The 23,413-nt window shown below is 58.5% G+C and carries 25 protein-coding genes; 7 read left to right on the top strand and 18 right to left on the bottom strand.

Annotated elements, in window-relative coordinates; genetic code table 11:
* The first annotated feature begins 36 nt into the window (after positions 1–36).
* The 4 genes from fsa to FIL88_RS01855 all read left to right on the top strand — a co-directional run bounded on the left by fsa (position 37) and on the right by FIL88_RS01855 (position 3,232).
* Positions 37–690, top strand: a complete 654-nt coding sequence (fsa, locus tag FIL88_RS01870; RefSeq protein WP_142852119.1) for a fructose-6-phosphate aldolase — start codon at positions 37–39, stop codon at positions 688–690.
* A gap of 132 nt (positions 691–822) precedes the next feature.
* Positions 823–1,530 (top strand): DUF484 family protein, encoded by a 708-nt coding sequence (locus FIL88_RS01865; RefSeq protein WP_142852118.1) that lies wholly within the window; start codon positions 823–825, stop codon positions 1,528–1,530.
* On the top strand, positions 1,527–2,474 hold the full coding sequence (locus FIL88_RS01860; RefSeq protein ID WP_142852117.1) for a tyrosine recombinase XerC: 948 nt from the start codon (positions 1,527–1,529) through the stop codon (positions 2,472–2,474). The genes FIL88_RS01865 and FIL88_RS01860 overlap by 4 nt, the downstream gene beginning before the upstream one ends.
* A gap of 65 nt (positions 2,475–2,539) precedes the next feature.
* Complete coding sequence (locus FIL88_RS01855) at positions 2,540–3,232, top strand: CDP-alcohol phosphatidyltransferase family protein (protein ID WP_142852116.1); 693 nt, start codon at positions 2,540–2,542, stop codon at positions 3,230–3,232.
* A gap of 97 nt (positions 3,233–3,329) precedes the next feature.
* On the opposite strand, the gene FIL88_RS01850 is transcribed toward FIL88_RS01855, so the two are convergent.
* The 12 genes from FIL88_RS01850 to ileS all read right to left on the bottom strand — a co-directional run bounded on the left by FIL88_RS01850 (position 3,330) and on the right by ileS (position 15,018).
* The gene (locus FIL88_RS01850; RefSeq protein WP_142852115.1) at positions 3,330–3,779 is read right to left on the bottom strand and encodes a molybdenum cofactor biosynthesis protein MoaE; all 450 of its coding nucleotides are present in this window, start codon (positions 3,777–3,779) and stop codon (positions 3,330–3,332) included.
* A gap of 1 nt (position 3,780) precedes the next feature.
* Positions 3,781–4,029 (bottom strand): molybdopterin converting factor subunit 1, encoded by a 249-nt coding sequence (moaD, locus tag FIL88_RS01845; RefSeq protein ID WP_142852114.1) that lies wholly within the window; start codon positions 4,027–4,029, stop codon positions 3,781–3,783.
* Positions 4,026–4,700 carry a CDP-diacylglycerol--glycerol-3-phosphate 3-phosphatidyltransferase gene (pgsA, locus tag FIL88_RS01840; RefSeq protein WP_142852113.1) on the bottom strand — a complete coding sequence of 225 codons (675 nt, stop codon included), beginning with the start codon at positions 4,698–4,700 and terminating at the stop codon, positions 4,026–4,028. The genes moaD and pgsA overlap by 4 nt, the downstream gene beginning before the upstream one ends.
* Positions 4,701–4,718: 18 nt before the next feature.
* Entirely contained in the window at positions 4,719–6,602 is a 1,884-nt protein-coding gene (uvrC, locus tag FIL88_RS01835; protein WP_142852112.1) for an excinuclease ABC subunit UvrC, read from the bottom strand.
* Positions 6,603–6,918: 316 nt separating this feature from the next.
* Positions 6,919–7,710, bottom strand: a complete 792-nt coding sequence (locus FIL88_RS01830) for an SDR family oxidoreductase (protein WP_142852111.1) — start codon at positions 7,708–7,710, stop codon at positions 6,919–6,921.
* A complete protein-coding gene (locus tag FIL88_RS01825; RefSeq protein WP_142852110.1) occupies positions 7,707–8,675 on the bottom strand; it encodes a calcium/sodium antiporter in 969 nt (322 codons plus the stop codon). The genes FIL88_RS01830 and FIL88_RS01825 overlap by 4 nt, the downstream gene beginning before the upstream one ends.
* Before the next feature lie 3 nt (positions 8,676–8,678).
* On the bottom strand, positions 8,679–8,843 hold the full coding sequence (locus FIL88_RS16605) for a hypothetical protein (protein ID WP_185960809.1): 165 nt from the start codon (positions 8,841–8,843) through the stop codon (positions 8,679–8,681).
* The gene (locus tag FIL88_RS01820) at positions 8,844–9,641 is read right to left on the bottom strand and encodes a S49 family peptidase (RefSeq protein WP_142853414.1); all 798 of its coding nucleotides are present in this window, start codon (positions 9,639–9,641) and stop codon (positions 8,844–8,846) included.
* Between the two features lie 80 nt (positions 9,642–9,721).
* Positions 9,722–10,483: an ABC transporter permease gene (locus FIL88_RS01815; protein WP_142852109.1), complete on the bottom strand. Its 762-nt coding sequence runs from the start codon at positions 10,481–10,483 to the stop codon at positions 9,722–9,724.
* Positions 10,480–11,406 (bottom strand): ABC transporter ATP-binding protein, encoded by a 927-nt coding sequence (locus tag FIL88_RS01810; RefSeq protein ID WP_142852108.1) that lies wholly within the window; start codon positions 11,404–11,406, stop codon positions 10,480–10,482. The genes FIL88_RS01815 and FIL88_RS01810 overlap by 4 nt, the downstream gene beginning before the upstream one ends.
* A 66-nt stretch (positions 11,407–11,472) precedes the next feature.
* Positions 11,473–11,931 carry a methylated-DNA--[protein]-cysteine S-methyltransferase gene (locus tag FIL88_RS01805; RefSeq protein WP_142853413.1) on the bottom strand — a complete coding sequence of 153 codons (459 nt, stop codon included), beginning with the start codon at positions 11,929–11,931 and terminating at the stop codon, positions 11,473–11,475.
* A gap of 72 nt (positions 11,932–12,003) precedes the next feature.
* Positions 12,004–15,018 (bottom strand): isoleucine--tRNA ligase, encoded by a 3,015-nt coding sequence (gene ileS, locus FIL88_RS01800; protein ID WP_142852107.1) that lies wholly within the window; start codon positions 15,016–15,018, stop codon positions 12,004–12,006.
* Positions 15,019–15,287: 269 nt separating this feature from the next.
* Here ileS and FIL88_RS01795 point away from each other — a divergent pair, with 269 nt between their 5' ends.
* Positions 15,288–15,716, top strand: coding sequence for a group III truncated hemoglobin (locus tag FIL88_RS01795; protein WP_142852106.1), 429 nt, complete (start codon positions 15,288–15,290; stop codon positions 15,714–15,716).
* Positions 15,717–15,718: 2 nt separating this feature from the next.
* Here the strand turns inward: FIL88_RS01795 and FIL88_RS01790 are convergent, their stop codons facing one another.
* The 5 genes from FIL88_RS01790 to FIL88_RS01770 are packed head-to-tail and all read right to left on the bottom strand — an operon-like array spanning position 15,719 to position 20,328.
* Complete coding sequence (locus tag FIL88_RS01790; protein WP_142852105.1) at positions 15,719–16,192, bottom strand: DUF2269 family protein; 474 nt, start codon at positions 16,190–16,192, stop codon at positions 15,719–15,721.
* Entirely contained in the window at positions 16,192–17,487 is a 1,296-nt protein-coding gene (locus FIL88_RS01785) for an SDR family oxidoreductase (protein ID WP_142852104.1), read from the bottom strand. The genes FIL88_RS01790 and FIL88_RS01785 overlap by 1 nt, the downstream gene beginning before the upstream one ends.
* On the bottom strand, positions 17,484–18,497 hold the full coding sequence (locus FIL88_RS01780) for a YcjF family protein (protein WP_142852103.1): 1,014 nt from the start codon (positions 18,495–18,497) through the stop codon (positions 17,484–17,486). The genes FIL88_RS01785 and FIL88_RS01780 overlap by 4 nt, the downstream gene beginning before the upstream one ends.
* Complete coding sequence (locus tag FIL88_RS01775; protein WP_246066586.1) at positions 18,482–18,916, bottom strand: GNAT family N-acetyltransferase; 435 nt, start codon at positions 18,914–18,916, stop codon at positions 18,482–18,484. The genes FIL88_RS01780 and FIL88_RS01775 overlap by 16 nt, the downstream gene beginning before the upstream one ends.
* Positions 18,913–20,328, bottom strand: coding sequence for a YcjX family GTP-binding protein (locus tag FIL88_RS01770; protein WP_185960808.1), 1,416 nt, complete (start codon positions 20,326–20,328; stop codon positions 18,913–18,915). Before FIL88_RS01770 ends, FIL88_RS01775 begins: the two co-directional genes overlap by 4 nt.
* A 132-nt stretch (positions 20,329–20,460) precedes the next feature.
* Here FIL88_RS01770 and truA point away from each other — a divergent pair, with 132 nt between their 5' ends.
* Entirely contained in the window at positions 20,461–21,231 is a 771-nt protein-coding gene (truA, locus tag FIL88_RS01765; protein WP_142852102.1) for a tRNA pseudouridine(38-40) synthase TruA, read from the top strand.
* 76 nt (positions 21,232–21,307) lie between these two features.
* Positions 21,308–21,961 carry a site-2 protease family protein gene (locus FIL88_RS01760; RefSeq protein WP_142852101.1) on the top strand — a complete coding sequence of 218 codons (654 nt, stop codon included), beginning with the start codon at positions 21,308–21,310 and terminating at the stop codon, positions 21,959–21,961.
* A gap of 5 nt (positions 21,962–21,966) precedes the next feature.
* Here FIL88_RS01760 and FIL88_RS01755 read toward each other — a convergent pair whose 3' ends face one another.
* Positions 21,967–23,382, bottom strand: coding sequence for a pyridoxal phosphate-dependent decarboxylase family protein (locus FIL88_RS01755; protein ID WP_142852100.1), 1,416 nt, complete (start codon positions 23,380–23,382; stop codon positions 21,967–21,969).
* Positions 23,383–23,413 lie beyond the last annotated feature (31 nt).

Here is a 23,413-nt window from a genome sequence, read left to right as displayed (position 1 = left end):
AGAGGCCAAACGCAAACTTCCGCAGGATACGCGCACATGAAATTCTTTGCAGATACCGCCGACATCGACGCCATCAAGGAACTGAACGACCTTGGCATGGTGGACGGTGTGACCACCAACCCCTCGATCATCAAGAAATCGGGCCGCGACATCATCGACGTCACGAAAGAGATCTGTGACATCGTGGACGGCCCAGTTTCGGCAGAAGTCACCGCCATCGACGCAGACACCATGATCGCTGAAGGCCGCAAGCTGGCCAAGATTGCCGACAACATCGCCGTGAAAGTCCCGCTGACATGGGACGGGTTGAAAGCCTGTAAAACTCTGTCGGATGAAGGCACCATGGTCAACGTCACCTTGTGCTTCTCGGCCAACCAAGCGCTGCTGGCAGCCAAAGCGGGCGCGACTTTCATTTCGCCTTTCATCGGCCGTCTGGACGACATCAATCTGGATGGGATGGAGCTGATCGAAGACATCCGCACCATCTATGACAACTATATGTTCGACACGCAGATCCTGGCCGCCTCGATCCGCAATGTGAACCACATGAAAGACGCCGCTCTGGTTGGTGCGGACGTTGCCACGGCACCGCCCTCGGTCATTCAGGCAATGGCGAAGCACGTTCTGACCGACAATGGTCTGGACGCCTTCTTGGCCGACATCAAAGCCGCGGATATCAAGATCCTGTAAACGGTTCTTGCACACAGGCATGTGACGAGGGGGCCACGGCCCCCTTTTCTATGTCCACTCCAACCCTGAATTTTGCCTATCTGCGCGTGTGCTGGTATAACATCAAAAAAACGGCAAAAATCCGAGGCAGATATGAGCAGCTCCCCGGCACTGGACGACGACCTGCGCGCACATCTCATCGCGCATCCAAAAATAATTCTGAATGATCAGGACATTATGAATGCCTTGGTCACTGCGCATGAACGCCAGATGGGCACGAATGTGGTCGATCTGCGTGGCGCAGCGATGGACCGTCTAAGCGAGCGACTGGATCAGCTGGAAGACACACACCGCTCGGTTCTGGCTGCCGCGTACGAGAATGTCTCGGGGGCAGCGATGATTCACCGCGCAGTTCTGCGAATGCTGGACCCCGCCGATTTCGCGGCGTTCATGCAAGATTTGGACGGCGAAGTTGCCGACATCCTGAAGATCGACTGCCTGCGTTTGGTGCTTGAAACCATGCAGGATGAAACAGATGCTGCGCTGAACCGACTGGGTGCTGTGCTGTCCACAACGCCTGCGGGTTTCATTGACGACTATCTTGGGCAACCCGCCGGACCGGACCGGCGCACGGTGTTCTTGCGGCAGGTGCAAGAACGTGACCCGGACATCTACGGAGATTGCGGTTTCTGGATTCGGTCCGAGGCCTGCATTGTTCTGGATCTAGGCGAAGGTCGCCTGCCTGGGATGCTGGTCATGGGGACCGAAGATCTAGCTCAGTTCCGCCCCGGACAGGGCACTGACCTTCTGGAATTCTTCGGGGGCGTTTTCGAACGCGCGATGCGCCGCTGGCTGTCATGAGCGCCGCGCAACATACCAAAGGCAGCCTTCAGATCCCGCCCGGCACGCGTGATGCGTTGGACCTTTTTCTGGATCATAAACGCGCCTTGGATGCCGCGTCGGAAAACACGATCAAGGCCTATCAGGCTGACATTGGCGGCTTTCTGGCCTTCATGGCTTTCCATCTGGGCGGCGAAGCGGGGCGTGGGGCATTGGCCGGCGTCACGATCAGCGACATGCGGGCGTGGATGGCCTCGGAACGTGGGCGCGGGATCAGCTCGCGCAGCTTGGCACGAGCCTTGTCGGCGGTGAAAAGTTTCTACGGCTGGCTAAGCGAACAGGATGAGTTTGACGCGACCGCCGTTCTGTCAACACGCAGCCCTAAATTTGCCAAGAAACTTCCGCGCCCTTTATCACCCGACGCGGCCCAAGCCGTGCGCGACACGGCGCCCTTGCAGTCGCAGCACGATTGGGTTGGCGCACGCGACATGGCCGTGGTGACGCTTTTGTATGGCTGCGGGCTTCGTATTTCTGAAGCACTTGCCCTTACCGCCGCTGATGCCCCCCTGAAAGAGGTTTTGCGCATTCGCGGCAAGGGCAACAAGGAACGGTTGGTCCCGGTTCTGCCCGCTGCCCGCGACGCGATCGAGGCCTATCGTGCGATTTGCCCGCACCCAGAAACACCGGACGCACCGTTGTTTCGCGGAGTGCGCGGCGGGGCACTGAACCCGCGTCAGGTGCAAAAGATGATGCAGCAGGTTCGATCGCAGTTGGGCCTGCCCGCCACCGCCACGCCCCATGCCCTTCGCCACAGCTTCGCCACCCATCTTCTGGCATCAGGCGGGGACCTGCGTGCCATCCAAGAGCTTCTGGGCCATGCCAGCCTGTCGACGACGCAGGGCTATACGGCGCTGGATACGTCGAAGCTGGTCGATGTGTACAACGCAGCACACCCCCGCGCCTGACACCCCAACAGCCACACCAAAGCTTTTCGCTTTCCACCAAAGCGATTTTCCTGCACAAAGCGCGGATGAATATTTCGACAAAAGCCCTGCTCGTCCATTTATTGACCGCAACTGGTGCCGTATTTGCCATGCTTGCCATGCTGGCTGCGGTGGACGAAAAATGGGGGTTAATGTTCCTTTGGTTGGTGGTGGCCTTCATCGTCGACGGGATCGACGGGCCGCTGGCACGCCGGTATCAGGTCAAGGTCAACGCACCGCAATATGACGGCGTGTTGATGGATCTGATCATCGACTATCTGACCTATGTGTTCATCCCGGCCTATGCGCTGTTCAAATCGGGTCTGATGCCCGGCTGGACCGGTTGGTTTGCGATCATCGTGATCACCTTTACCAGCGTCGTCTACTTCGCCGACACGCGGATGAAGACCAAGGACAACAGCTTTTCTGGCTTCCCCGGATGCTGGAACATGGTCATTCTGGTGCTTTTCGCGACCGAACCGAATTTCTGGATCATGACTGCACTGGTTGCGGCCATCGCCGTTGCGATGTTCTTGCCATTGAAGTTCATCCACCCCGTACGCACCGAACGCTGGCGCGTGATCAGCCTGCCGATTGCCTTGGCATGGACAGGGTTTGCAGGGTGGGCGGCATGGGTTGATTTCCACCCGGAAAGCTGGGCGCATTGGGGGCTTGTTGTAACCTCGATCTATCTGTTGGGTGCAGGGATCGCGCAGCAGATTGTTCCAGAAAAAGCCTAGACGGCCGGGAAACGTCCTGTCAGACGCGGAACGGTTTTCACTCTTTAATCGTCTCGGGCATTGCAGACGCAAAACCCTGCCGGGACTGAAACAAGCTTCACTCTTCCCAACGCTTCAACGCGTCCTCATCATTCACCTTGGCATCGACCCAATCAGTATCGCCGTATTTGGTGAATTCTTTCTTCCAGAATGGTGCGCGGGACTTCAAATAGTCCATCAAGAACTCCGCCGCCTCAAACGCCGCAACCCGATGCGCCGAGGCGGTGGCAACCATCATGATCTGATCGCCGGGCCGTAGCGGTCCGTGGCGATGAATCACCAGACAATCGGCAAGTGACCAACGGCGCGTGGCCTCGTCCACGATCGCTGCAATCGCCTTTTCCGTCATGCCGGGATAGTGCTCGATCTCCATCCGGTCGAGCGTGCCAGCCTCATCGCGTACCACGCCAGTAAAGCTGACGACTGCGCCCAGATCGCTGCGCCCTTGGGCAAAACCGGAAAGCTCTGCCCCTTGATCAAACGCTTCGGTCTGAACACGAACGGCCATCTTACCCGCCCGTCATCGGCGGAAAGAACGCCACCTCGCGCACGCCCTCAAGCGATGCATCGAAATCCGACAGTTCTTGATCCAACGCGACACGCAATGCCGACAGGTCTTCGAACGCCGCAGCATAACGCGGTTCGCGGGCGCGCAGCTCATCAACCAGTTCAGCGACCGTAGACGCCGAGGTGTCGACCTGTTCGCGCGGTTCACCGATCCGTTCACGGACCCAAGCGAAATACATCACGTCGATCATGCGTCATCCTCTTTCAGATGCGGCAGCGCCTTGCGGAAGTAATCCCAGCCCGTGATCAATGTCAGCAACCCTGCAATCCACAACAGCCACAGCCCAACGCGGCCAGACCAGATCGTCGCATGGAAATAGCCGCGCAATCCGTTCACGTCCTCAACCTCGCCCGCCAAGATCTGCCCGACCATCGCGTCATCCATGCCGAAGGATCCCATGCCGAAATGGTGCTCGAATATCCCGCGCGAGAACAAAACCGCGATGGCCACCATCTGCGCAGTCGTCTTCCACTTGGCCAGCTTCGTCACTTTCAAAGTGCCCGCGGTGTCGCCCAAAAACTCGCGCAGACCTGAAACAAAGACCTCACGAAACAGGATCACGGTGGCAGGCAGCACCAGCCACGGCGTCCAATAGACGTCCGAATAGCCGACGATCACCATCAGCGCGATGGCCACCATCGCCTTATCGGCAATGGGGTCCAGCATCGCGCCCAGTTTGCTTTCTTGCTTCCACTTTCGCGCCAGATAGCCATCCAGCCAATCCGTCGCCGCTGCCGTTAGAAACAAGATCAGCGCCAGCCAATCCGCCAACGGACGTGCAAAATACAGAAACATGATCGCCACAGCCGGGGCTGCAATCAACCGCGACAGGGTCAGGATATTGGGCAAGTTCCATTTCATAAGCTTTTCAATACCGTGTCAGGCCCGGTCATGGAAGAAGCCATAGATGGTTTCTGCAAGAGTTTCTGAAATGCCGTCCACGGCCTTCAAATCCTCAAGCCCGGCGCGACTGACCGCTTTGGCTGATCCGAAATGCTGCAACAGGGCCCGTTTGCGGGTGGCGCCGACGCCCGGCACCTCGTCCAGCGGGGTCGCGCCCTGCGCCTTGGCCCGCTTGGCGCGATGGGTGCCGATGGCAAAACGATGTGCCTCGTCGCGCAAACGTTGGACGAAATAGAGCACAGGGTCATTGCGCTGCAAAGCAAAGGGGCGCTGGCCACGACGGTGGAATTCTTCTTTGCCGTGATCGCGGTCCACACCCTTGGCTACACCAATCATGGGGATGTCAGTGACGCCCAACTCCTCCATGATTTCATACACCGCGCTGACCTGCCCTGCCCCGCCGTCGATCAAAAGCAATCCCGGCCACCCATCGCCCTCACGATCTGGGTCTTCCTTCAGCAGACGTTTGAAGCGGCGGGTCAGGACCTCTTTCATCATGCCAAAGTCATCACCCGGCGTCAGGTCATCACCCTTGATGTTAAACTTGCGGTACTGGCTTTTCATATAGCCTTCGGGACCGGCGACGATCATCGCACCAACCGCATGTGCACCTTGGATATGCGAGTTGTCATAGACCTCGACCCGGTGGGGCGGACCATCCAGACCAAACGCCTTGGACATGCCATCCAGAAGTTTCGCTTGCGTCGCGGTCTCGGCCATCTTGCGGGCCAGACTTTCGCGGGCGTTGCGTTGGGCATTGGCAATCAGTTCGGATTTTTCACCGCGCTGCGGGACGGAAATTTCCACCTTGCGGCCCAGCTTTTCAGTCAGCGCTTCTGCCATCAGGTCCTGCTCATCCAATGGGTCCGACAGCAGGATCAAGCGCGGAGGCTCTTTCTGGTCATAGAACTGCCCGACGAAGGCCTGCAGCGCCTCGCCCGGCCCTGCACCTGCCCCGGTGCGCGGATAGAAATCCCGGTTGCCCCAGTTTTGATTGGCACGGATGAAGAAGACCTGCACACAGGCCTGCCCGCCTTCCATATGAAGCGCAATTACATCCGCCTCGGCCACCCCTTGCGGGTTGATGCCTTGGCTTTGCTGAACCTGCGTTAGGGCGCGGATCCGGTCGCGCAGGACGGCAGCTTTCTCGAACTCCATCGCCTCCGAGGCGGCCTGCATATCCGCGGCCAAACTCTCTTGCATCTTTGTCGTGCGTCCAGACAGAAAATCCCCAGCATCCCGAACCAACGCGCCATAGCCCTCGGCGTCGATTTTCCCCACGCACGGACCAGCACAGCGTTTGATTTGATACTGCAAGCATGGGCGCGTGCGGGCATCGAAAGTGGCATCGGTGCAATTGCGCAGCAAGAACACCTTCTGCAACTGGTTCAAGGTCCGGTTTACGGCATCCGCACTGGCAAACGGCCCGAAATATTGGCCATTTTCCTTGCGCGCACCGCGATGCTTTTTGATTTGCGGGAACTCATGTCCAGTCAGCAGAATGTTCGGAAAGCTCTTGTCGTCGCGCAGCAGCACATTGAAATGCGGCTTCAATTGTTTGATCAGGTTCTGTTCAAGCAGCAGCGCTTCGGTTTCTGTTCGGGTAGTCAGAAACATCATGGATGCGGTCTGGCTGATCATCCGCGCAATCCGCGCGCTATGCCCCGTCGGCTTGGCATAATTCGACACGCGCTTCTTCAGACTGCGTGCTTTCCCAACATAGAGAACACGCCCCTTTGTATCGAGCATCCGGTACACGCCGGGCGAATTATCAAGGGTTTTCAGATAGGACTGGATCACCTCGTGGCCGGTTTGAACCGGCGCCTCAACCTGTGATGTGTCCTGCTTCTCGCGCGTCATGGGGCATCTTTCTTGATTCTGTATCCCGCTGCAATCTTATCGCTCTGGTGACAAGAAAAAACATTCCCACAGAAACTGTGGATAAGTCTGAGGACATGTTGTCTGAATTACGGATTTTCCGTTGTTTTCGGCCCCTTTCGTCGAACTGCCTAAAAATTAGGCGATATTGCAAGCCATTGATTTTTAAGGGAAGAAATATGTCGTTTCTGTAAACACGTGAAATCATTGCAAAAAACACAGTTTCTGGACGTGGACTATTTCACAGGTGCACAACTTCCGTGGCGGCAGCTTAGAATACTCAGTTAAAAGTGTAGGGTTAGCTGGGATTTCCAACGATATCTGGGGTCTGCCAGCCAAGATGCTGCCCCCCGTCCACCGCAATCATCTGCCCCGTCACAGCCGGTGCCATCAGAAAATAGGACATCGCCGCGGTGATGTCCTCCGGGTTTGGCCCGCGCTTCAGGATCGATCCTGAACGCTGCGCGTCAAAGTGGTCTTGCGACTGGCGTGCGCCGATCAATGTCGAGCCCGGCGCGATCCCGTTAACCCGCACCCGCGGAGCCAGCGCTTGCGCCGCAGTTTGCGTCAATGTCCACAGCCCCTGCTTTGCCAAGCTATAGGTCATGAACTCGGGCGTCAGCTTCTGCACCCGCTGGTCCAGCATATTGACTACAAGCGCCTGAGACAGCTGTTCGCCATTCTCATCAACCGTGGCTTGCGGCGCCTGCGCGGCAAATTCCTGTGTCAGGAACAGGGGCGCACGCAAGTTTGATGCCATATGGCGATCCCAACTGCCAGCGGACACAGAGCCAATGCGGTCATATTCGAAGATCGAGGCGTTGTTCACCAACACCGACAGCGGACCATCCAAAGCCTCTGCTGCACGTGGCACCAGCGCCTGAACCTCGTCCAGCTTCAGGAAATCTGCTTGCAGGGCAACGGCACGCTGACCCAGTGCTTCGACGTCGGCCACAGTCTGCGCGGCACCGTCTGCCGAGCTGCTGTAGTGGGCCGCCACATCAAAGCCATGACGCGCAAGTTCGACGGCCAGCGCACGTCCAAGCCTCGCCCCTGCCCCCGTCACCAATGCGCGTCTAACCGGCGTCATGCGTGCCCCAAAACCATCAGTACATATGCCATATAAAGCCCGGTCAGCAGAATGCCCCAAACACGGCCCATATGCCACTTGAAGAAGACAAACGGGACCAGCAGCAACGAAGCACCCAGCATGACCCACAAGTCGAATTGCAAGATTCCTGGCTCGACTGGAATAGGACCAACCAGCGATGCTATGCCGATGATGGCCAAAAGGTTGAACATATTCGATCCGATCACGTTCCCCAAGGCCACATCTGCTTGCTTACGCAGCGCGGCCATCACTGTCGTGGCCAGTTCGGGCAAAGACGTACCAAGAGCAACCAGTGTCAGGCCAATTACGGTTTCTGACACACCGAAATGGCGGGCAATGTTTTCGGACGCGTCGACAAGAAGCTCTGCACCCAAGGGTAAACCAATCAGTCCCAGCAACAGGAACATGATGACTTTCCACCAGGGCATGTCGGGGTCCGCGCCTTCGACATCCTCGTCGTCATCACATTCTTCCTCCAGCCCCGCCTTAATCGCACAGCGATGGCGCATCGCCTCTTTGAACGCCGAACCAAGGATCAGCGCGAGCGCAGCCAAAAGGACCAGCCCCTGCGGCCATGCAATCTCACCACCCAAAGCCAGAACAATGAAAAGAGCCGTGGCGGCGATCATCTGAAAATAACTTTTCCGGCTATCACATGTCTTGGTCGACAGACCTGCCATCAGCGCAGGCACCCCAAGCACCAGAAGAATGTTGGCCGTGTTTGATCCGACCACGTTCCCCATAGCCAGCCCCGGAACATCTTCAAGAATCGCCCCGATCGAAATCAGAAGTTCAGGCGCTGACGTTCCAAACGCCACAATGGTCAGGGATACGATCATTGCCGGCACACCAAGACGAAGCGACAAGTTCACTGCACCGCGCACCAGACTGTCGCCTGCGAGTAAAAGAATAATCAGACCTAATGAGGCAAAAATCAGATCCAAGGCTCAGCCCTTTCCCTTGCAGTCGCATGGGGTTTTCCCCAGCTTATAGCGCCCGCAACGGGGGCATTTCATCGCTTCGATACGTTGCTGGCCGGGATAGCGCAACTTGCCAAACATGGCCAGCACACCCATCGACACCAGAAACAAAACGACGATCTTTATGACCATTTACAGACCAAAACGGGCGTATTCCGCGCGCTCCTCGATGGTCGAAATTGTGTCCGAGATCATGCGCATCCCGAACCGGCTTAGCACGCCGCGCTTAGGCCCGTAGACACGGAACCGCACCTTGTCGCCGAACTTGTCTTTCATCGTTGGCACCAGATGGCCAATCCCATCCGCCAGACCCTTTTCGATGGCCGCATGCCCCAACCAGATGTCTCCGGTGAACAGGTCCTCGCCTTCGGGCAGTTTGCCTGCGCGGCGGGTTTCGACCTGTGTTTTAAAAGCCGTGTGAATATCTTCCTGCAGCGCTTTCAGGCGCTTCACGTCAGCGGGCTTTTCGGGCTGGAACGGATCCATCATGGATTTCGATTTGCCCGCCGTATGAACGCGACGCTCAACCCCGATCTTCTCCATCAACTCGGTCAGACCAAAACTGGCTGAAATCACGCCAATGGATCCAAGGATCGAGCTTTCGTCGGCATAGATCTCGTCCGCTGCGGTGGCCAACCAATAGCCTCCAGACGCCGCCACGTCCTCGACGAACCCATAAACAGGGACTTCTTTTTCCGCCGCCAAACGACGAATGCGGGCCGCAATCAGGCTGGACTGTACCGGACTGCCCCCCGGCGAGTTGATCACAAGCGCGACGGCAGACGGCTTACCTTTGCGAAAGGCGCGCTCGATGGCCGGGGCCATGGCCGCGTCATTCAACTGCCCACGCGTCCCGGTGGCAATCACGCCCGACAGGCGCACAACCGCAACCGTTGGCGGCTTTTTTACAAAGGGTAGACGTTCGATCATGGCAGACATTTAGATGGCCCACCCGCGTCTAACAAGGGTGAGCCGATCACGCTTTTTCCCATATGTGGCATACCCGCACGTCAAGCACGCAGCTTGTATCCGCTGCGGAAGATCCAGCCGATGGTAATCAGGCAGGCTGACATGAACAAAATGATCGCTGCGATAGACCAGCCCAACGCCACATCCGCCTGCCCAAAGAAGGCCCAACGGAAACCCGAGATCAGATAGACAACCGGGTTGAACAGCGTGATCGTCTGCCACACGGGCGGCAACATCGAGATCGAGTAGAACGATCCACCAAGGAACACGAGCGGCGTGATCACCAGCATAGGAACCAGTTGCAATTGCTCAAAGTTGCCCGCCCAGATCCCGATAATAAAGCCAAGAAGCGCGAAGCTGATACAGGTCAGGATCAGGAAAAGCATCATCCAGACCGGATGCGCGATCGTCAGATCCACGAAGAAATGCGCCGTGATCAGAATGATTATCCCGATCATGAAGGCTTTCGTCGCTGCAGCCCCCACATAGCCGATCACAATCTCGAAGAACGAGATCGGGGCCGAGAGCAGTTCGTACACTGTGCCGATGAATTTAGGGAAATAGATCCCGAAGGATGCATTCGATGTGCTTTGCGTCAGCACCGTCAGCATGATCAGGCCCGGCACGATAAACGCGCCATAGCTGACGCCCTCGACCTGATCGATGCGCGATCCGATGGCCGCACCGAAGACGATGAAGTAAAGCGACGTGGACAGAACGGGCGAGATAACCGACTGCACCAATGTGCGGAAAGTACGCGCCATTTCAAAGCGATAAATGGCTGCGATAGCATTCCAATTCATGCCGCATCCTCCTTCACGAGATCGACAAAAATATCTTCAAGCGAGCTTTGGCGCGTCGACAGATCCGCCAAATGCAGCCCAGCCTCACGAAGATCCGACAACAGTCCGGTAATCCCGGTACTGCCCGCCTGCGCGTCATAGGAATAGATCAACCCGCCCGCATCCGAGACGGTCAGCGGATAGCCCGACAGTGCCTCGGGTACGGTATCAACCGGCGTGTCCAACTCGATCAGCAGCTCTTTCTGTCCAAGCCGCTTGATCAGCGCGTCCTTTTCTTCAACCAGCAGGATTTCACCATTCGAGATCACACCGATCCGATCGGCCATAGCCTCGGCTTCTTCGATATAGTGGGTGGTCAGAATGACGGTTACGCCCGTCTTCTTCAGCTGAGCGACGATCTCCCACATATCCTTGCGAAGTTCGACATCGACACCTGCAGTGGGTTCGTCCAGAAACAGGATCTTCGGGTCGTGGCACAGCGCTTTGGCAATCAGCACACGCCGCTTCATACCGCCCGACAGCGTCATGATCCGGTCATCCTTCTTGTCGTGTAGGCTGAGAAGCTTCAGGATCTCTTCGATCCGCGCATCGTCACGCGGCTTGCCAAACAGCCCGCGCGAAAATCGGACCGAGTTCATCACGGTCTCAAACGGTTCCAGATTGATTTCCTGCGGCACCAGACCGATCAAGTTGCGCGCTGCGCGATAGTCGCGTGCGTGATCAAACCCGGCCACGGTGATTGTGCCGGACGTCGCCGTGGCAATCCCGCAGATGATTGAAATCAAAGTTGTTTTACCGGCGCCATTCGGACCCAACAGGGCCAGGATCTCGCCTTCGTCGATGTCTAAGTTCACACCTTTCAGTGCTTGGTGTCCACCCTCATAGGTCTTGGTCACACCACTGACGCTCAGAATTGTCGTCATTCTGTCCCCCTGATAGGTCACGTTTTTTGTTGAATCGCGCTTACCGTTGCGCGTGAATCAAAGTCATCAGATAAGCAACCCGGCGGCACCTTCAAGACGTAGAAGCTGAACTTTCGTCTCGACCCCGCCAGCACCTGAGAATCCAACCAACTTGCCACCGGCCCCCATCACCCGGTGACAGGGGATGATGATCGGGATCGGGTTCGCCCCACAAGCGTTCCCCACTGCTTGGGCAGAGTTACCTGTCAACTTAGCAATCTCGCCATAGGTCAGGGTTTCGCCGAAGGGAATGTCGGACATGGCGTCACAAACTGCACGCTGAAAATCGCTTCCCCCGACCATTGTCGGCAGATCAAACTTTGTCAATTTGCCCTCGAAATATGCGCGCAGTTGGGCTTGGGCTTCAACCAGTACCGGGGTCGGCTCCCCTACAGGGTCCACGTCCCAAAGAAGGCGCGTGATCTTGCCGCCTTCTTCCGCAACGCTCAAACGCCCGACCGAGCTATCCACCACCGCAATATTCATGACCACATGGTGCAAAAGAAAACGCCCCGGCACAATGGCTGGGGCGCTCCGTTTCATGCGGTTTCGTTCCGGTTAGGACAGTGCTTCATCACACCGGCCACAAACACCTGTGTGATTGTGGCTGCCCACATCCGGCAGGATTTTCCAGCAGCGTTGGCATTTCTCGCCCGAGGCTTTTTCGAAGACCACGCCCACGCCTTCGACTTCCGGCACGCGGAAGGCCTCAGACGGCAGCGGATCGCTGGTTAGCTGTACTTGGCTTGTGATCGACACATCCGCGAAGTTCACCGATTTGAGCGACGTAAGCACGTCTTCGTCCCGCACATGCACAACAGGCGCGGCTTCCAAAGACGCCCCGATCACCTTGTCGCGACGTTGGATTTCCAGCGCGGCGGTGACGACACGGCGAACCTGACGGATGCCCGCCCATTTCGCAGCCAGCGGCTCGTCCAGCCAATCGGCAGGCGTGTCCGGGAAGTCCACCAAATGGACCGAGCTTTCGTCGCCCGGAAACCGCTCTAGCCACACATCTTCCATGGTGAAGACCAGAACCGGTGCCAGCCATGTGGTCAGGCGGTGGAACAGGATGTCCAGCACCGTGCGCGCGGCGCGGCGGTTCAGGCTGTCTTCCCCGTCGCAGTACAGCGCGTCCTTACGAATGTCGAAATAGAAGCTCGACAGGTCGACGGTCGCAAAGTTGAACACGGCCGAGAACACACCCTGGAAATCGAACTTGCGATAGCCGTCACGCACGACGTGGTCGAGTTCTGCAAGGCGGTGCAGCACCCAACGCTCAAGTTCCGGCATGTCTGCGACGTCCACACGCTCGTCTTCCGAGAACCCATTCAGGTTGCCCAGCATGAAGCGCATCGTGTTGCGCAGACGGCGATAGCTGTCGGCAACACCCTTCAGGATCTCCGGCCCGATCCGTTGGTCGACCGTGTAATCCGTCTGGGCCACCCACAGACGCAGAATATCCGCGCCATACTGCTTCACAACAGCCTCGGGCACGATGGTGTTGCCCAGCGACTTGGACATCTTCATGCCCTTCTCATCCAGCGTGAAACCGTGTGTCACAACGTTCTTATAAGGCGCACGACCCTTGGTGCCACAGGCCTGCAACAGCGACGAGTGGAACCAACCGCGGTGCTGGTCGGTGCCTTCCATATAGACATCCGCAATGCCGTCCGGCGTGCCATCTTCACGGTCGCGCAGCACGAACGAGTGGGTCGAGCCAGAGTCGAACCACACGTCGAGCACGTCGAAGACCTGCTCCCACTCATCAGCGTTGTGATCGTTGCCCAAGAAACGCTCTTTCGCGCCCTCGGCATACCACGCATCCGCGCCTTCGGCCTCGAACGCTTCGGCGATGCGAGCATTCACGGCGGGGTCGCGCAGAAGGAAGCCTTCGTCGGTTGGCAGCAGACCTTTCTTCACAAAACAGGTCAGCGGTACACCCCAAGCCCGTTGACGCGACAGAACCCAATCCGGGCGTGCCTCGATCATCGAATACAGACGGTTGCGACCGGTCTGCGGCCACCATTTCACCAGTTGGTCGATCGAGTTGAGCGCCCGTTCACGGATGGTCTTGCCCATCTCGTCCTGCCCGTCGCCAACTTCTTTGTCGACCGATGCAAACCACTGCGGCGTGTTGCGGAACACGATCGGCGCTTTTGACCGCCACGAGTGCGGGTAGGAGTGTGTTACACGGCCACGCGCGATGATGCCGCCGGCTTCGACCAGTTTGGCAATCACGGCGTTGTTGGCTTTGCCTTCCTTGCCCTTGCGATCAAAGACCTGAAGCCCCGCGAAGAAGGGCACGTGGGGCAGGAATTCCGATTCCTCGCCCACATTGTGGGTCATGCGGTCGATCCAATTGCGGGCGACGAACGCTTCATAGTCGTCAGCACCGTGGCTGGGCGCGGTGTGCACGAAACCCGTACCCGCGTCGTCAGTCACGTGATCGCCGTCGATCATCGGAACCTCATAATCCCAGAAGCCATCTGCGCCGTCTTCCAATGCAAATGGGTGTTCACACACAATTCCGGACAACTCAGATGCGTCCACACCTCGCCGCCGCTTGTACATCGAGTTTTCCAGCCGCGCCGCTGACAGTACCGATTCCGCTAGATTGTCGGCCAGCAGGTAGCGATCACCTTTGCTAGCCCAACACTCGTCCGGAGTGTCGGTAATTTCGTAAAGGCCGTAGGAAATTGACGGGTTGAACGCTACCGCTTTGTTCGAGGGAATTGTCCAAGGAGTGGTTGTCCAAATGATTACATCTGCCCACTCAAGGTTCAGATCCTCGCGATCTCGCGCTTCATCCAACTCCGAGTAACCTTCTCCTTGCTTCAGAAGCGAAGAGCGCCGCTCCTCGATTTCTGCGTCAATATCAGTCTCCGATTTACCATCACTCTTAACCTTGAACTTCACCCAGATCGTATGCGACTTGTGGTCGTGATACTCGATCTCGGCTTCGGCCAGCGCGGTCTTTTCGACCGGAGACCACATCACAGGTTTCGAGCCCTGATACAGCGTGCCGTTCATCAGAAACTTCATGAATTCTTCAGCGATCACGCGTTCGGCGTGGAAATCCATCGTCAGATAGGGATTGTCCCATTTGCCGGTGATCCCCAGACGTTTGAACTCGTCTCGCTGGATGTCGATCCAACCCTCGGCGAATTTGCGGCATTCCTGACGGAAGTCGACAACATCCACGTCATCCTTGTTCTTGCCCTTCTTGCGATACTGTTCCTCGATCTTCCATTCGATGGGCAGACCGTGGCAATCCCACCCGGGAACGTAACGCGCGTCATGGCCCATCATCTGGTGCGAACGCACGATCATATCCTTGATCGTCTTGTTCAGCGCGTGGCCGATATGCAGGTGGCCGTTTGCGTACGGGGGGCCATCGTGCAGGATGAAGGGTACGCGGTCGCCAGCGTTCTCGCGCAGGCGATCATAAACGCCAATCTTCTCCCACCGGGCCAGCCATTCAGGTTCGCGCTTGGGAAGGCCCGCGCGCATCGGAAAATCGGTTACGGGAAGGGTCAGCGTATCTTTGTATTCGGGTGTGTCGGCACACATGTGTCCGGTCCTTTTCAGGATAAGTCGTCAATGTCGAAGAGGGGGCGGCGCGTAGGTTCATGCGCCTTGTCCCGGCGGCTCGTCTGGATCAGAGCGCCGGGCATATAATTCGAATAATGATCGCTTTGGCGTGCATCATGGGCGCGTTATAGGCGCGTGGAGGCGTGCCGTAAAGCCATGAAGGCTGGGCGGGCTGCGTTGATTTGTCCATCTTTGTGGGCTTGGCTGCGCAGGTCGCACCGACTAATTTACTCGGGAAAGAGGTTTCCATGTCACCCACACCCAACCCGCTACAACTTTTCGACATCACACCCGGCCAGATCGACACGGTGCTGGCACGGTTTTATGCGCGTATTCGAATCCACCCGCAGCTTGGGCCGATTTTCAACGGACACGTTGGGACAACCGACGCGGAATGGGACGTGCATGTTGCCACCATCGCCCGCTTTTGGCGCGGCGCGATCCTGCGTGAGCCGGGCTATGACGGAAACCCAATGCGTGCGCATATGCAAGCGGGCAACGTGCGCCCCGAACACTTTGATCCGTGGATTGCCCTGTTTGAAGAGGTCGCGACCGACGCCCTGCCCCCCGATACGTCCAAAGCTTGGATCGCTCTGGTACACCGGATCGGACGCGGCCTGCGCATGGGGGTCGAGGATATGACGCGACCCGCGAGTGCTGTGCCAAGCTTGGGGTAAGGCTACCAGAAATTGGGGCGAGCCAGCATCACCCAAAAGATCGCGATCATCGCAGCAAAAGCAGGCCAGCCGAAGGCAAACCAGATGCGATAGAGCCGATGGTAAGCCTCGGGCAGCGGCTCGCCCTGATCAGCAGCTTGCTGCGCAAGATCCCGCAATCGGATCTGAATCCAGACGACCGGCAGCCAGAAGATTCCGACGAACAAATACAGCCCGATTGCCACGACGATCCAACTCTCCCACAGGCTCCAACCAAGTGACCATGCCAGAAGCGCTCCCGTAATCGGCTGGGCGATCGCCGCCGTCGCCGTGAACAGCGTATCTGCCAACACGACAATCCCCGCCACATGCGCGATCAATTTCGGATCACGGCTGCGTTGTACGATGACCATGAAAAATGCGATCCCTGCGCCGGTTCCCATAAGGACCACGGCGCCCATGATATGGGCAAGCCGAAGCAGAAGATCCCAGTCCATCAGCGGTCCTCCAAAAGTGGTGACATCAATGCAATCACCAACATGATTGGCAGAATTTTGACCAGTGGCCCCAAAGGATCCAACCATAAGCCGGGTGTTACCACGCTGGCCGAAATCAGATAGACACCGCAGGTCAAGAACATCCCAAGCAGGGCTTTTTGCACCCATGGCCGATACAGGATCGAAACGCCCAGCACTAAATCTACGATCGCCCAAAACAGAACTGCGGTTGTTGCCATCCAGCCCGGCCAACCCACGCGCGTCAAAACCTCGGCTGCGGCACCAACCGAAACGATCCCGATCAGCCCAGACAGCAGCCAGAACAGCGATAGGACCGCGATTCCCATAGGCACAAACCACGACAGCCGCGCCTTCAACAGATGCGCGCCACTGCTTTCAAAACCGGAGAGCGTTTCTTGCAGAGGTGTGACATCGCCGACCAAAGCACGATAAGGCCCCGGGTCACCGCGCACCCCATCCTTCAGAACGTTGATCCCCGTCGTTCTGAGCGGGGAGCGCCATCCAAGATGACCAAGCGCATCCGCCAGTTTTCCGATGCCACCCAGCGCCCATCTGGGCGCGGAGATCGTAAAGCGCGCTGGAGCTACCCCCAGCCAACGCCGATGGGCGGCAACCAAATTGGCCAGACTATGAGTTTGAGGTTCGACCAGATCCAGAACGGATCGATCGGGCAACCGCCCTTCCAATGCGTGCAGGACACCATGCGCCACATCTTTAACCGAGACGGTTTGAATAGGCGCGTCCCTAAGGGCCAAAGGCTGCACAAGCGGAAAGGCCGCCAACTGTCGGATAAGTTCCGTTCCTCCATAGGATTGCGGGGCCAAAACCAAGCCGGGGCGCAAAATAACTACAGGAGCCCCGCTTCTCAACAGGACCTGATCGCCCGCGGCCTTGGTGCGGAAGAAGGCGGTCGATGCCGCGTCGGACACACCTGCGGCCGAAATCTGGACGACCTGAATATTCCGCTCGGCGGCAGCCCTCGCCAATGCGGAAATTGCGTCGACATGAATGGCCTGCAGATGGTCGCGTGGGCCGTCCTGAAGCGCGCCAGCACAATTCACGACGGCATCTGTATCCGCAAGAACGTCATACCAATCTTGTTTGGCACACATCTCGGCCAGATCCCGAATGACCCAAGGCACATCTGGGAAAGCCCTCAGCGCGGCCCGGCGTGAGCGCCCCAGACAAGTTACCTCATAGCCTTCCGCCAGCAGATGGCGCGTGACCTCGGCCCCGATCAGGCCATAGGCACCCAACACTAAAATCCGCTTCATTTCCCGAACAGCCCTGCCAATGCGCGTTTAACAATGCCGGACACGCGGGGGCGTTTGCCTTCGCCGAAGGGCAGCGGGCGGCAGACCTCAAGGGCGGCGACGCCGACACGGGCGGTCAAGGCACCGTTTACAACGCCTTCACCAAAGCGGCGCGAGAGCTTGGACAGCACACTGCCCCCAGCCACGGATCCGATCAGATCATCGCCAACTGCAACAGCGCCCGTGGCCACAAGATGGGTCATCACTGCGCGGGTCAGACGCCAGCTGCCCAGCGCACCAGAGCGCCCGCCATAGATCTCGGCAACGCGGCGGATCATGCGGATATTGGCAGTCAGCGCCGCGATCAGATCCGCAAGGGCGATGGGGATAATGGCGGTAACGGTGGCGACCTGACGTGCGGCGGCCTCGACCTCTTTCAAGGCTGCCTGGTCAAGCGGGGCCATCAGCTCGGTTTCAGCCAGAGTGAACAAGGTATCCGCATCAAAGGCATCAGCTTCGCGTTCAGAAAACCGCTCCAACGCCCAGCGCATATCATCGCGCCCGCGATACAGGCGTTTCAGACGGGCCGTCACCGCTCGCGCCTCCTCTAAGTCGCCATGGCTGCGGGCGCTTTCAGCCGCATGGTGCAGCGCATCCACCCGGCGCAGGCGCACGAAGGCGACCCATTCCTTCAGGGCAATGATCGTCAGCACAAAAAGGAACGCGGCCAGCAGGCCAAGCGCCACGTAGCCAAGCGTCGGATTTCGTGTGATCAACCCGACAACAAAATCATACGCTGCCACGGATGCAACAAATCCAAGAAGCGCCACAAGCAGCGACCAGAACCAACGCATCAGACGCGATGGTTTGCGGGCAGCCACGGCGATCACACCCTGCATCGCGGCACCCGTAGGATCCGGCGCGGTGACATCTGGCACGGGGGGCGCTTCGGCTGGTGATGACGCCTGCGCATCGTCAAGTTCGATCAGCACGGGGCCTTGTTTGCGGTCGCCTGTCACGCGCGCCTCCATTCATAGCAGATGTCGGGCAGACCTTCGTCATTGCCCGCGCCGTCAGTTCGAAAGATTTCGTTAAATCCTTCACGAAGATAGAAGCGCTGCGCATCTGAATTATTCTGAAACGTATAGAGCGACAGCGCGTCACTGGCCTGCTTCGCGTGGTCCAAAAGCACCTTTCCCACGCCCTGCCCCCGGGCGTGATGCGCGATGTAAAGCGCATGTACCTTGCGTTTGTCGCGCGACAGAAACCCCAAGACACGCGGCCCATCCCGCGCGACCAGCGTCCAGCCATTATCAACCAGCATCTGCGCAAAGCCCTTTTCCGAGGCGCGCGAATGCACGCGCGGCATCCACGGCGTCGCCGCGTTCCAGCCCGTCAAAATATTCGCAATGGCAGGCACGTCCGATGGGGCAGCAGCCGCGATGATCACAACCGATCCCCCAGCAAAAACTCGGCAGCCTTGTCCAGCCGGATATGCGGCGGGCCTTCGCCCGGTTTCAGCGATATCGCAGCAGGTGCGAAACGCATGATTTGGTAATCCGCATCCAACCAGCTTGCCGCGCCCTTGCGCGCGGGTTTCAGCAGCTGCGCCGGGTCTTCGGGCAGCGCCCCCGGATAGAAGGCCGCCGTTTTCCCGGTATCCAGAAGCTGCCCACGCACGCAATCAAGGCTTTGTCCGTCGTGGTCCAAACGCTCTTCTGTTGTGGTGCGGAGCGCCGCCAGAGACATAGCTGCCGTCTTGGCCCCGGCAAAATCTGCGCGATCCCGGGCGTCGCGCAACAGGGCCTCGGTAATGGCGGTCAACCGGGCGTGCTGCGTGTGGTGCAGATGGTCTGCCTTGGTCGCCGCGAACAGGATCCGTTCGATCCGACGACCCAACAACAGCGAGCTGAGAAACCCGTTTGTACCGGGGCGGAAGGCGGTCAGGATCTCGGCCATGGCGCGACGCAGATCTTCCAATGCTTCGGGACCCGAATGGATCGCACCCAGCACATCGACCAGCACCACTTGCCGGTCGATGCGCGCAAAATGGTCGCGGAAGAAGGGTTTTACGATGCGGGACTTATAAGCTTCGAACCGGCGCTCCATCTCGCGCCACAGGCTGCGGCGGGGGATCGTTTCGGGCTTGGGAAGAGGGGCGAAGGTCAGGGCGGGGCTGCCTTCGAGGTCTCCGGGCAGCAAGAAACGGCCGGGGGTGCAATCGCTGAACCCGTCCTCGCGCGCAGTTTTCAGATAGTCTGCAAAGCTGCCTGCCAAATCCTTGGCCTGAACCTCGTCTAGTTTTTCAGTCGCATCAACGGTGCGCGCCTTGGTCAGGAAGGCCTGCGCCTGTTCGCGATCCGCGATACGTTCCCACACTTGCGCGGTCCAGTCGGCATAGGACAGGTCAAGCAGTGCCAGATCCAGCAGCCACTCGCCCGGATAATCCACGATATCCAAATGCACTGTGCGTGCAGATCGCAACCCGCCCAGCAACCCCGATGGCTGAACCCGGAAAGACAGGCGCAGTTCGGAAATGGCGCGGGTGCTGTCAGGCCAATGTGGCGCGGGGCCGGTCATGGCGGACAGATGCGTTTCATAATCAAACCGCGGCACGGTATCATCGGGTTGCGGCTGCAAGAACGCGCTTTGAATGCGCCCCTCGGCCCCTGCGACCAGACCGGGCATACGCGCGCGGTCCATCAGGTTGGCAACCAGTGACGTGATAAACACGGTCTTGCCCGCCCGCGACAATCCCGTCACGCCCAGCCGGATCACGGGTTCGAAAAGTGCTTCGCTTGTGGCGTCACCTATCGCCTCGATTTGGCGGGTGACACTGTCTGCAATATCGCCAAGCCCCACGGCTGTCTCCTTCACTGCTCAACTGGAAGATATGTGCGGCAGACGCGATACGCCAGAGGGGAGCTTTCAATACACAGTCCCCGTGGCGCGCTGGTGACTTGCCCGATCCACGCGGGCACGCTATGCGGGGCCATGCCCAGATATGCGTTGAAAGTTGACTATCACGGAGCTGGCTTTGCCGGATGGCAGCGTCAGAAGGAACACCCGTCCGTTCAGGGCGCGATCGAAGCCGCCTTGGCAAAACTGGAACCCGGAGAGCACACGATTGCGGCCGCCGGGCGCACAGACGCAGGCGTGCACGGACTGGCGCAGGTGGCCCATTGTGATCTGGTGAAGGACTGGGATCCGTTTCGCCTGTCCGAGGCATTGAATTTTCACCTAAGAACGCAACGTGTGGCGATTGTTGATTGCGCGGCGGTGGATGATGACTTCCACGCCCGCTTCTCGGCCCGCGAACGGCGCTATTTGTTTAGGCTGATCGCACGACGCGCGCCCTTGACTCATGATCGCGGGCTTGCGTGGCAGGTGAAACGCCAACTGGACGTCACGGCGATGCAGGCGGGGGCGGATCGCTTGATCGGGCGGCATGATTTCACCACCTTCCGGTCGTCCATTTGTCAGGCGGACAGCCCAGTCCGGACGCTGGACGAGCTGCGGGTAGAAGAGCATCGCCGTGAATATGAAGTGGAATACCGCTTCCACGTGCGGGCGCGCTCGTTCCTGCACAATCAGGTTCGCAGCTTCGTTGGCACATTGGAACGCGTCGGTGCTGGATCAATGACACCGGACGACATGACCCGCGCGCTTGAGGCCCGCGACCGCGCCGCCTGTGGTCCGGTCTGTCCACCCGAAGGACTGTATCTGGCGGGTGTTGGATATCCGAAAGATCCGTTCACAGGATAGGTCGGTGAATTGGCGCTGGACGTTTCGGATCCAACCTGCAACTTTCCACCTAAATTTGAATAAGCCGAGTTTTTACATGTCCTCAGATAACGTCATCTTCGAACATCGCGGCCCATTTGGGATTGTTGTCGAGTTTCGGCAGTCGGTATTATTCCTGCTCGGCCTCATCCTTTTTCTAAGCTTTGACAGCACGAACCTTGTGGGATCTCTGGCATGGCCAGCGATCCTGATTGGTTCAGTCTATCTGCACGAGATTGGCCACGCCTGGGGCTGCAAGGTGCAAGGTATTCCCATCCGCGAGGTCGTTATTCATGGCGGTGGCGGCTATTGCTTACCCGGCCGTTCCATGTCGCGGCGCGAGGACGAGCTGGTAACCGCGATGGGGCCGATTGTGAACCTTGCGCTTTGGGCGATGTCATCCTTGGCGCTGGATATGGTTCAATCCGGGGATATCGCTTATGTTTTGTATCTCGTGGCGCAGATCAATCTGTTCCTTGCGATCTTTAATCTGTTCCCGATGATGCCTCTGGACGGGGGCCGGTTATTCCAACTGATCCTCGCGCGGTTTACGCACCCCACGCTGGCCACCCGCATCGCAGGCGGTGTCGGCCTTATCGCCTGCGGACTATGGGCCGCATTCCTTATTCTGGGCATCACCAGCGGCGGATTCATCCTGCTGTTTTTCCCGCAATTTGGGGTGCATTGGCGTATGCTGCGCACGGGGTTCTAGGAACGTCAGCCTATCACCCCTCTCAGCATGCCCGCAGTGTCCACGACCGCCTGCATGGCTTGCTCAACATGATGATCGCGGGTGCGGTGGTTGGTGATCGCGGCTCGCAGGCAGGTGATGCCATTCACATCCGTGGTCGAAAAGACGGTGGCGTGGTGAAGTTGCAAATGCGTCGCGATCTGCGCATTCAGGGCGGATTGCTGGTCTGCGGGCAGATCCGGCGCAGCGGTAAAGACGCAGATGTTTGATACAACGGGTGCTGCCAAAGCCATCCCGCGCGCCTGAACCTGATCAGCCATGAAAGCTGCCTGTTTGCAGTTAAGGGTAATCGCGGCAGCGAACGCCTCTTCCCCGAACATTTCAAGCGCACACCAGACTTTGAGCGCACGATTGCCACGCGACAGGTCGATACCATAATCGCAAAACCACGGCTCACCACCCGCCAGACCTTCCGCGGCCCCTTTCAGATAGGAGGGACGCGCGGCAAAGGCGGCGCGGTGGGCCGCCTGATCTGCAATCAGAGCAAGACCGCAATCATAGCCCACATACATCCACTTATGGAAATCCAAGGCGATGCTGTCAGCACGCTCGATCCCATCGGTCAGCCCACGCCACGGGCTGTCCGCCAACCGGGTCCACGCCCCGAATGCGCCGTCCACATGCAGCCAAATCCCCTCGGCCGCAGTCAGATCGGCCAGCCCGTTCAGATCATCATAACCGCCCAAGTCGACCGAGCCGGCTGTTCCGACAATCGCCATCGGCGTCAACCCCGACGCACGATCCGCCACGATTGCCTGCTGAAGCGCGTGCAGATCTATCGTTCCGTTTTTCGCCCGCACCAATCTCAGCTGCTCATGCCCTAGCCCCAGCAGCTCGACCGCCTTACGGGTGGCATTGTGAACCCCTTCGGCCGCATAGACGGTCAGACCAGTATTGCCTCCATCCGTCCGCGCATCCGGGCAACACCGCACACGCGCGGTTTGCAACGCGATCACTGTGGCTTGCGATGTTCCGGCCACCAAAACCCCGCTGGCCCCATCGTCGAACCCCATCTTGCGGCGGGTCCAATCAATGACGGCGCGTTCCATTTCATTAATGCCGTGATGCCTGCCACCGCCATTGGTATTCATCACAGCCGCTGCAATTCCGGCCACCAGATCCGACGCCAGCCCGCTGCCCTGCACCCACCCCCAAAATTTCGGATGCGTATTTCCGCCGTGGTACGGCAGCACCTGATCCATCACCCGTGCGACGACGTCTCCTCCGGATCCAATCGCGTAACGATCTGCCAGATCAGGTGGTGGCGTTTGCCACGGATGATCCTCGGCATCGCGCATTTGATCCACGCAACGATCCAAAAGCCCATGCAGATCCCGGCGCAGGTCTTCCCAATCTTTGGGCTCTAAAGGCTGTGTTGCCATGGCGTGGCCCCCCATTCGTCGCGCCCAGCCT

The organism is Aliiroseovarius halocynthiae (assembly GCF_007004645.1).
GTDB classification, from domain to species: domain Bacteria; phylum Pseudomonadota; class Alphaproteobacteria; order Rhodobacterales; family Rhodobacteraceae; genus Aliiroseovarius; species Aliiroseovarius halocynthiae.
The sequence above is the reverse complement of the archived record's forward strand: the minus strand, read 5'-3'. Positions and strand labels throughout refer to the sequence as shown.

What these genes read in the sequence shown, in the direction of transcription:
- FIL88_RS01865 (WP_142852118.1), top strand. Translation starts at nt 823, where the DNA reads ATGAGCAGCTCCCCGGCACTGGACGACGACCTGCGCGCACATCTCATC.
- pgsA (WP_142852113.1), bottom strand. Translation starts at nt 4,700, where the DNA reads ATGAAATGGAACTTGCCCAATATCCTGACCCTGTCGCGGTTGATTGCA.
- FIL88_RS01790 (WP_142852105.1), bottom strand. Translation starts at nt 16,192, where the DNA reads ATGGACTGGGATCTTCTGCTTCGGCTTGCCCATATCATGGGCGCCGTG.
- FIL88_RS01815 (WP_142852109.1), bottom strand. Translation starts at nt 10,483, where the DNA reads ATGAATTGGAATGCTATCGCAGCCATTTATCGCTTTGAAATGGCGCGT.
- FIL88_RS01785 (WP_142852104.1), bottom strand. Translation starts at nt 17,487, where the DNA reads ATGAAGCGGATTTTAGTGTTGGGTGCCTATGGCCTGATCGGGGCCGAG.
- FIL88_RS01760 (WP_142852101.1), top strand. Translation starts at nt 21,308, where the DNA reads ATGTCCTCAGATAACGTCATCTTCGAACATCGCGGCCCATTTGGGATT.
- FIL88_RS01805 (WP_142853413.1), bottom strand. Translation starts at nt 11,931, where the DNA reads ATGAATATTGCGGTGGTGGATAGCTCGGTCGGGCGTTTGAGCGTTGCG.
- ileS (WP_142852107.1), bottom strand. Translation starts at nt 15,018, where the DNA reads ATGTGTGCCGACACACCCGAATACAAAGATACGCTGACCCTTCCCGTA.
- FIL88_RS01830 (WP_142852111.1), bottom strand. Translation starts at nt 7,710, where the DNA reads ATGACGCCGGTTAGACGCGCATTGGTGACGGGGGCAGGGGCGAGGCTT.
- FIL88_RS01755 (WP_142852100.1), bottom strand. Translation starts at nt 23,382, where the DNA reads ATGGCAACACAGCCTTTAGAGCCCAAAGATTGGGAAGACCTGCGCCGG.
- truA (WP_142852102.1), top strand. Translation starts at nt 20,461, where the DNA reads ATGCCCAGATATGCGTTGAAAGTTGACTATCACGGAGCTGGCTTTGCC.
- FIL88_RS01855 (WP_142852116.1), top strand. Translation starts at nt 2,540, where the DNA reads ATGAATATTTCGACAAAAGCCCTGCTCGTCCATTTATTGACCGCAACT.
- FIL88_RS16605 (WP_185960809.1), bottom strand. Translation starts at nt 8,843, where the DNA reads ATGGTCATAAAGATCGTCGTTTTGTTTCTGGTGTCGATGGGTGTGCTG.
- FIL88_RS01860 (WP_142852117.1), top strand. Translation starts at nt 1,527, where the DNA reads ATGAGCGCCGCGCAACATACCAAAGGCAGCCTTCAGATCCCGCCCGGC.
- FIL88_RS01850 (WP_142852115.1), bottom strand. Translation starts at nt 3,779, where the DNA reads ATGGCCGTTCGTGTTCAGACCGAAGCGTTTGATCAAGGGGCAGAGCTT.
- FIL88_RS01780 (WP_142852103.1), bottom strand. Translation starts at nt 18,497, where the DNA reads ATGGAGGCGCGCGTGACAGGCGACCGCAAACAAGGCCCCGTGCTGATC.
- FIL88_RS01795 (WP_142852106.1), top strand. Translation starts at nt 15,288, where the DNA reads ATGTCACCCACACCCAACCCGCTACAACTTTTCGACATCACACCCGGC.
- moaD (WP_142852114.1), bottom strand. Translation starts at nt 4,029, where the DNA reads ATGATCGACGTGATGTATTTCGCTTGGGTCCGTGAACGGATCGGTGAA.
- FIL88_RS01810 (WP_142852108.1), bottom strand. Translation starts at nt 11,406, where the DNA reads ATGACGACAATTCTGAGCGTCAGTGGTGTGACCAAGACCTATGAGGGT.
- FIL88_RS01820 (WP_142853414.1), bottom strand. Translation starts at nt 9,641, where the DNA reads ATGATCGAACGTCTACCCTTTGTAAAAAAGCCGCCAACGGTTGCGGTT.
- fsa (WP_142852119.1), top strand. Translation starts at nt 37, where the DNA reads ATGAAATTCTTTGCAGATACCGCCGACATCGACGCCATCAAGGAACTG.
- uvrC (WP_142852112.1), bottom strand. Translation starts at nt 6,602, where the DNA reads ATGACGCGCGAGAAGCAGGACACATCACAGGTTGAGGCGCCGGTTCAA.